The following is an 8,373-nucleotide window of genomic DNA, read 5'->3' as shown; positions in this document are numbered from 1 at the left end:
GGTAAAGGGGACGGGCCGTCGGCAGGTCCGGGCCCGTCCCCTTTACCCGCTCGGACCCCCGCCACCTGTCCGTACCGTTAGTGTGGGGCCCCGTCCGAGACGCGCCAACGCCCCGCCGGGGCGCGCGTGTACACCGATGCAGCCCCCGGGGACGCCCCCGGACCCGGCCGGAGGGCCCGTACCTCGATGTCCGTGCACAGCCACTCGGCGGCGCCGAACGCGGCCGCCGCCGCCCCAGAGTTCCCCCGGCACGTCGTCACCGCCGTGCTCGTCTCCCACGACGGCGCCCGCTGGCTGCCCGACGTGCTGGCCGGGCTGCTCGGGCAGGAACGCCCCGTACAGAACGTCGTCGCCGCCGACACCGGCAGCGCCGACGACTCGGCCCGGCTGGTCACGGAGGCGCTCGGCGACGAACGCGTCCTGCACCTCGCACGCCGTACGAGCTTCGGCACGGCCGTCGACGAGGCGGCCCGTACGGCCGGTGTCCTCACCCCGGACGACCTGCCGTACCTCAAGCGCCCCAGCGGCTGGGATCCGGAGACCCGGACCTGGGTCGACGGGAACTACGACCTGCCCGAACTGCCCCACGGCGAACCGGTCCAGTGGCTCTGGCTGCTGCACGACGACTGCGCGCCCGAGCCGGACGCGCTCGCCGAGATGCTGCGCGTCGTCGACGCCGACAAGCACGCCACGATCGTCGGCCCCAAGCTGCGCGGCTGGTACGACCGCAAGCAGCTCCTCGAAGTCGGCGTCTCCATCGCCAACAGCGGACGTCGCTGGACGGGCCTGGACCGCCGCGAGCAGGACCAGGGCCAGCACGACCAGGTCCGTACCGTCCTCTCCGTCTCCTCCGCCGGCATGCTCATCCGCCGCGACGTCTACGAGGAGCTCGGCGGCTTCGACCGCAGGCTCCCTCTGATGCGCGACGACGTCGACCTCTGCTGGCGAGCCCACCTGGCCGGCCACCGGGTCCTCGTCGCCCCGGACGCCGTCCTGCGGCACGCCGAGGCCTCCGCCCGCGAACGCCGGCCCATCGACTGCGCCGGCCGCTCCGTCGCCAGCCCGCACCGCGTCGACAAGGCGGGCGCGGTCTACACGATGCTCGTCAACGCCCGCGGCAAGGCCCTGCCCTGGGTCCTGCTCCGGCTCGTCGTCGGCACCCTGCTCCGTACCCTCGCCTATCTCGTCGGCAAGGTGCCGGGCCAGGCCCTCGACGAGGTCACCGGACTGCTCGGCACCCTGCTGCGCCCCGGCCGCATCCTCGCCGCCCGCCGCAACCGCGGAAAGGGCGTCGTCGACGCCGCCGAGCTGCGCGCGCTGTTCCCGCCACCCGGCGCGACCGTGCGGGCCACCGTCGACCAGGTCGCGGGCAACTTCGGCGGCCGTACGGACTCCGACGCGGGCGGCTCGCGCCACGGAGCCGTCGAATCCGGCCCCGGCGGCGACGACGCCGACTTCCTCGAAGTCGACCAGTTCGCCCGCCTCAAGCGCATCGGCCGCAAGCCCGGCCCCATCCTCTTCGCCCTGCTCCTCGTCGTCTCGCTGGTCGCCTGCCGCAACCTGCTCAGCGGCGGCGCCCTGGCCGGCGGCGCGCTGCTGCCCGTCCCCGCCGAGCTCGGCTCGCTCTGGGACCGGTACGCGGACGCCTGGCACACGGTGGGCACCGGCGGCACCCAGACCGCGCCCCCCTACCTCGCCCTGCTCGCCGGCCTCTCCGCTCTCTTCCTCGGCTCGACCGGGCTCGCCGTCAGCGTGCTGCTGGTCTGCTCGATCCCGCTGGCCGGGGCCACCGCCTACTTCGCCTCCCGCCCGCTGCTCCCCTCCCGGCTGCTGCGCGCCTGGGCGAGCGTCGCGTACGCCTTCCTGCCCGCCGCGACCGGCGCCCTGGCCACCGGCCGCCTCGGCACCGCCGTCCTCCTCGTCCTGCTCCCGCTGATCGCCCGCGCGGGCGTCGCCGCCCACGGGCTGCGCGCGGACAGCGCGGCGGGGGAGCGCGGCAGCTGGCGCGCCACCTGGGCGTACACACTGCTGCTGACCGTCACCATGGCGTTCACCCCGATCGTCTGGCCGCTCGCCGTGGTCCTCGGCCTCGGCGTGCTCGTGCTGCGGCGCGGCGACATCACGGCGTACGGACTCCGCTTCGTCGCCGCCGTCGCCACCCCGGTGCTGGTCCTCGCCCCCTGGTCGCTGAGCCTGCTGACGAACCCGTCCGCGCTCCTGACCGAAGCGGGCCTGGACACCGGTACGGGCCAGGCATCGGGCCTCGACCTGTTCGGCATCAGCCCCGGCGGCCCCGGCGCGGCGGGCGGCATCCTGCTGCTCGGCATCGTGCTGGCCGCGCTCGCCGCCCTGCTGCGCGAGGAGCGGCAGTTCGCCGTCCGCACCGCCTGGGCCGTCGCGCTCGTCGGCTTCCTCTTCGCCGCCGTCGCCAACGGATCCACCTGGGCCGGACCGGCCACCCTCGTCTACGGCACCGCCTTGATCGCCGCCGCCCTGGTCGGCGCGGACGGCGCCCGCATCCGGGTCGCCGAGCAGAGCTTCGGCTGGCGGCAGCCCGTGGCCGCCCTGATCGCGCTGGCCGCCGGACTGGCCCCGGTCCTGGCCGCGTTCGGCTGGATGATCGGCGGTGCGGACGGCCCGCTGGAGCGCCGCGACCCGGTCCAGGTGCCCGCGTTCGTGGCGGAGGAGAGCACGACCCGCGACCAGCCCCGCACCCTCATCCTGGGCGGCACCTCGCCCGACACCGTCGCGTACAGCCTGGTCCGCGGCTCGGGGGCCCGGCTCGGCGACGGCGAACTGACCGAGGCGGGCGGCAGCAACAGCCACCTCGACAAGGTCGTCGCCAACCTCGTCGCCGGCTCCGGCGCCGACCAGGGCGGCCAGCTCAGCGGCTTCGCGATCCGTTACGTCCTCGTCCGCGACGGAGCCCCGCGCGAGATGAGCCGGGTCCTCGACGCGACCCCGGGCCTCAGCCGCCTGAGCCAGCTCGACGGCAGCGCCCTGTGGCGGGTGGACCGCCAGGTCGCCCGCGTCATGATCACCCCGGCGTCCGGCGAGGGCGACCACATCGCGGTCGGCTCGGCCGCCGTCGAGGCCCACTCGAAGATCCCGTCCGGCGAATCGGGCCGCGTGCTGCGGATCGCGGACGCGGCCGACCCGGGCTGGACGGCCACGCTGGACGGCAAGCCGCTGACGCGCAAGACCGTCGACGGCTGGGCCCAGGGCTTCGAACTGCCCGCGAACGGCGGCCGCCTGGACCTCACCCACGAGGCCCCGATCACCCACACCGCGTGGATCTGGGCCCAGATCGGGCTGCTCGTGGTCCTGGTGGTCATGGCCCTGCCGGGCCGCCGCCGGGAGATCGACGACGACCTGCCCGAGGAGGCGCTCGCCGTCGCCGCCGAGCCGGCCGACGGCGAGGGCCGCCGAGCCCGCAGGCTGCGCGCCGCGGCCCAGGCCGAGGAGCCCGTCGGCGGCGACCCGTCGCCCGTCGCGGACCCGGGGGAGCACATCCCCGCGCAGCAGTCCGCCGACCCGTACGCCACGACCCCCCCGGCGCACGACCCGCAGGAGGCCACCGGCGACTACGCGGCGGTCCCGCAGCAGCAGTACGGCGAATACGGCGCATACGACGAGTACGCGCAGTGGGACGGGCAGCAGCAGCCGACCGCCGACTACTACGCGACGTACCAGCAGCCGGCCCCGTACGCCCAACAGCACGAGCACGGGCAACAGCAGCAACACGGGCAGAACGTCGCCTACCAGGGCGGCTACGGAGTCCAGGACCCCTACGCGCAGCAGTACAACGACCAGGGCGCGTACGACCAGGGGACGTACAACGACCAGGGCGCGTACGACGAGTACGGCCAGTACGTCGGCGGGCAGCACCAGCAGCAGCCGCAGCCCCCGTACACCGAGAACGGCGAACAGACCGACCCCCCGGCCCCGGGTCAGGCCCCGTGGCAGACCGGTAACGCATCGCGAGGCGAGTCCGAGTGAAGTCCACCCACCTGTCCCTGATCGCGGGCGCCGCCGTCCTGGCCGCCGTCACCGGATTCGCCACGGTCACCGCGCCCGGCGCCCCGGCCGAATCCGCCGCGAAGTCCGCCGCGCTGCTGCCGGTCGAGCGGGCCGGCCTGGTCTGCCCGGCGCCCAGCAACTCCGACCTCGCCGAGACGCAGTACACCGCGTTCACCCCGGCGGGCGAGGGCGGCGACGCGAAGGGCACCGCCGAGCTGAAGCCGGCGCTGCCGATCGTGGACGACGAGGACGAGACCGACCCGAAGAAGGCCAAGAAGGCCGAGGAAGCGGCGAAGAAGGTGAAGGAGAAGGCCGAGAAGCCGGTCCTCGCCGTGAAGGAACAGGGCGCACCGGTCGTCGCCGAGGCGAACGGCGCCGACGCCCCGGCCCTCGTCGGCACGGCGACCGGCAAGCTGGCCCCCGGCTGGACCGCGCAGCAGACCACCGAGGTCACCGCGGGCGGCTCCCGCGGGCTCCTCGGAGTCACCTGCACCCCGCCCGACACGGACTTCTGGTTCCCGGGCGCGAGCACCGCGAAGTCCCGCCAGGACTACGTCCACCTCACCAACCCCGACGACACCGGTGCTGTCGCCGACATCGAGCTGTACGGCCCCGATGGCGCGGTCAAGTCCGAGGTCGGCGACGGCATCACCGTGCCGGCCCGCTCCAGCGTCGCCGTCCTGCTGTCCACCCTCACCCCCGAGGCCGTCGACCAGCTGACCGCCCACGTCACCACTCGTTCGGGGCGGATCGGAGCGGTCGTCATGAGCGCCGACGAGAACGCGGGCAGCGACTGGATCACCGCGTCCGAGGACCCCTCCGGCACGCTGGTGATGCCGGGCATCCCGGCCGATGCCACCTCCGTACAGCTGGTGGCGTTCGCGCCCGGCGAGGACGACGCGGACGTGAAGGTCCAGCTCTTGGGGAAGAACGCGGCGTTCTCCCCGGCCGGGAACGCGACTCTGCACATCAAGTCCTCGATGACAGCCGCCGTCGACCTCAAGGACGTCACCCGCGGCGAGCCGGGCTCCCTGCGCCTGAGCCCGGTCGAGAAGGACCGGGCGACCTCGATCGTGGCCGCGCTGCGCGTGGTCCGGGGCAAGGGCGACCAGCAGGAGATCGCCTACATCCCGGCCACCGCCCCGGTCGGCGCCCGGGCGAGCGTCGCGGACAACCGGGCCAAGGGCTCGACGCTGTCCCTGACCGCGCCGGGCGCCACGGCCGAGGTGAAGGTCACGGCGTCGGCGGGCAGCGGCGGCGGCGAACCGGCCGTCGAGACGTACACGGTCAAGGCCGGTACGACCATGGCCGTCACCCCGAAGGCCCCGGAAGGCCTCAAGGGCTCCTACGCCCTGACCGTCGAGACGACCTCGGGCGGCCCGGTCCACGCGTCGCGCTCCCTGGCGCTCACGTCGGGCGGCGTGCAGATGTTCACCGTGCAGACGCTCCCCGACGACAGGGGAATGGTCGAGGTCCCGTCCGCCCGCCAGGACCTCTCGGTCCTGGACGACTGAGGACCTGTCCGGCAGACGGGGCCTTCCCGGACCGGGGCCGGGGCTGGGGCCTCCCCGGTGCGGGGGCGGGGAGAGCCGGGCTGCGGGAAGGGGGCCCTAGTCCTGCCCGTACCGGGGGTCGACCGATTCGGGGGCCAGCCCCAGCAGCTCGGCGACCTGCTCGACGACGACCTCGTGCACCAGCAGGGCGCGCTCGTCGCGGCTCTTGGTGCGGATCTCGACGGGCCGCCGGTAGACGACGATCTGCGCGGGCCGCCCCTTCTCCGCAGAGACCGCGCTACCGAGCGGAACGACCTCCTCCGGCGTACCGGGCACATCGAGGACGACGAAGTCGACCTCGGCCAGCTGGGGCCAGCGCCGCTCCAGCCGCTCCACCGAGTCCTGGACCAGATCACGGAAGGTCTCGCCCCGGCTGGCCGACAGCGGCACCTGCGGTGGCGCGACCGGCCCGCGCATACCGCGGCCATGACGGTCACGGCGCCGGGGCCGCGGCTCGAACGGGTGGGGAGGTACGGAGCTGTCCATCACCGACGCAGCGTAACGCTCCGGGGGCCGGGGTGATCGGAGAGACGACGTGGCGGGGCCTGCCGTGACGAGGTGGCGGGGTCGGCTGTGACGACGCGGCCGGGCTGCCGTGCGACGCGGCCGGGCCGGCCGTGCGACGCGGCGTAGCCGGCCGTCCGCGCCTTCCCCGGGGCCGGAGGATGCCCGCCCGCTTCCGGATGTCCGCAGTTGAACATTTCGGCCAAGGTTGAGCCCTTTTCAGGCCCGTAATCCGATCGTTGGTTCTGCCCCCGACACCGTGATCCACCCCCGCCCGTGACCGGCCCGACCGGTGCGTGATCACCGGGCCCCGGTTCTGGCGCAGGTCAGGGTAGCCGCGGAGGACGCCGCTGTGCCGCAGGTCACAGGGCGACACGGTGGGGTGACCCGTGGGGGAGTCGTCGCAGCCCGCTCAAGAGTGCGGTACCGTCCAACATCGTGAGCCCTGTACGTCGCTGTTCGCGCACCGCGTGCGGCCGCCCCGCCGTCGCGACACTGACGTACGTCTATGCCGATTCGACTGCGGTCCTCGGCCCGCTCGCCACCTACGCCGAGCCCCACTGTTACGACCTCTGTGCCGAGCACAGTGAGCGGCTCACCGCGCCACGGGGCTGGGAAGTGGTGCGGCTCTCCGACGGCTCCGCACCGGCGCACCCGAGCGGCGACGACCTCGAAGCACTGGCCAACGCGGTCCGCGAGGCAGCACGCCCGCACGACCGGGGCCCGGACGGTGGGGACGGCCGGGGTCGGCGCTCGGCCGACCCGGTGGAGGTGGCCCGCCGGGGCCACTTGAGGGTGCTGCGCTCCCCGGACTCCTGAGTCCGTCGCCTGGGGCATCACCCGGCCGGGTAGTTTGGGCGGTCCGCAGAGACCCCAGGAGGACCGGCCGTGGTTGCTGATCTGTCGCAGCTCGTGAAGGCGTACGACGTGCGCGGAGTGGTGCCCGACCAGTGGGACGAGTCGCTGGCCGAACTCTTCGGAGCCGCGTTCGTCGAGGTCACGGCCGCAGAAGCGATCGTGATCGGCCACGACATGCGCCCGACCTCACCCGGCCTCTCCCGCGCGTTCGCCCGGGGCGCGGCGGCCAGGGGCGCGGACGTCACGCTCATCGGCCTCTGCTCGACGGACCAGCTGTACTACGCGTCGGGGGCGCTGGACCTCCCCGGGGCGATGTTCACGGCGTCGCACAACCCGGCGCAGTACAACGGCATCAAGATGTGCCGGGCGGGCGCGGCCCCGGTCGGCCAGGACACCGGCCTGGCGGAGATCCGCACGTTGGTCGAGCAGTGGTCGGAAGGCGCCCCGCAGCCGTCGACCACCGCCACCCCCGGCACGATCACGGAACGCGACACCCTCACCGACTACGCGTCCCACCTCCTCGGCCTGGTCGATCTGACGTCGATCCGCCCTCTGAAGGTCGTGGTGGACGCGGGCAACGGCATGGGGGGCCACACGGTTCCCACGGTGTTCGAGGGCCTCCCGCTCGACCTCGTACCGATGTACTTCGAGCTGGACGGCACGTTCCCCAACCACGAGGCCAACCCCCTCGACCCCAAGAACATCGTCGACCTCCAGGCCCGCGTCCTCGCCGAGGGCGCCGACCTCGGCCTCGCCTTCGACGGCGACGCGGACCGCTGCTTCGTGGTCGACGAGCGGGGCGCAGGCGTCTCCCCGTCCGCGATCACGGCCCTGGTAGCGGCCCGCGAGCTGGCCCGTAACGGCGGCGAGGGCATCGTCATCCACAACCTGATCACCTCCTGGTCGGTCCCCGAGGTGGTCCGCGAGAACGGCGGCACCCCGGTCCGTACCCGCGTCGGCCACTCCTTCATCAAGACGGAGATGGCGGAGCACGGCGCGATCTTCGGCGGCGAGCACTCGGCGCACTACTACTTCCGGGACTTCTGGAACGCCGATACGGGCATGCTCGCGGCGCTCCACGTACTCGCCGCACTCGGCGGCCAGCAGAAGCCGCTCTCCGAACTGGTCGCGGAGTACGACCGCTACGCCGGTTCGGGCGAGATCAACTCCACCGTCGCCGACCAGACCGCCAGCCTGACGAAGGTCAGGACGGCGTACGGCACCCGCGACGGCATCACCTTCGACGACCTGGACGGCCTGACGGTCACGGCCGCCGACTGGTGGTTCAACCTCCGCGCCTCGAACACGGAACCCCTGCTGCGCCTGAACGTCGAGGCGAGGGACGAGAAGACGATGACAGCGGTACGCGACGAGGTCCTGACCCTGATCCGAACGACCTGACGCTGACAGCCCCGCCCACCGCCTAGCCCCGCTCCCC

At 73.7% G+C, this 8,373-nt stretch carries 5 protein-coding genes; 4 read left to right on the top strand and 1 reads right to left on the bottom strand.

All coding sequences use genetic code 11. The features are described 5' to 3' along the window. Positions 1 to 186: 186 nt before the first annotated feature. Both JS521_RS30785 and JS521_RS30780 read left to right on the top strand, forming a co-directional pair. Positions 187 to 3,999, top strand: coding sequence for a glycosyltransferase (locus tag JS521_RS30785; RefSeq protein ID WP_205086213.1), 3,813 nt, complete (start codon positions 187 to 189; stop codon positions 3,997 to 3,999). Then, entirely contained in the window at positions 3,996 to 5,534 is a 1,539-nt protein-coding gene (locus JS521_RS30780; protein WP_205086212.1) for a DUF5719 family protein, read from the top strand. Before JS521_RS30785 ends, JS521_RS30780 begins: the two co-directional genes overlap by 4 nt. A gap of 96 nt (positions 5,535 to 5,630) precedes the next feature. Here JS521_RS30780 and JS521_RS30775 read toward each other — a convergent pair whose 3' ends face one another. After that, the gene (locus tag JS521_RS30775; RefSeq protein ID WP_075265990.1) at positions 5,631 to 6,059 is read right to left on the bottom strand and encodes a metallopeptidase family protein; all 429 of its coding nucleotides are present in this window, start codon (positions 6,057 to 6,059) and stop codon (positions 5,631 to 5,633) included. A 456-nt stretch (positions 6,060 to 6,515) separates the two neighbouring features. Between JS521_RS30775 and JS521_RS30770 the strand changes: the two genes are divergently transcribed. Further along, positions 6,516 to 6,896 (top strand): DUF3499 domain-containing protein, encoded by a 381-nt coding sequence (locus JS521_RS30770; protein ID WP_205086211.1) that lies wholly within the window; start codon positions 6,516 to 6,518, stop codon positions 6,894 to 6,896. A 69-nt stretch (positions 6,897 to 6,965) separates the two neighbouring features. Then, positions 6,966 to 8,336 carry a phosphomannomutase/phosphoglucomutase gene (locus tag JS521_RS30765; RefSeq protein ID WP_205086210.1) on the top strand — a complete coding sequence of 457 codons (1,371 nt, stop codon included), beginning with the start codon at positions 6,966 to 6,968 and terminating at the stop codon, positions 8,334 to 8,336. Positions 8,337 to 8,373: the final 37 nt, after the last annotated feature.

The organism is Streptomyces durocortorensis (assembly GCF_016901035.1).
In the GTDB taxonomy this organism is placed as follows: Bacteria; Actinomycetota; Actinomycetes; order Streptomycetales; family Streptomycetaceae; genus Streptomyces; species Streptomyces durocortorensis.
Note: the sequence above shows the minus strand (reverse complement) of the source record. Positions and strands in the feature narration are given on the sequence as shown.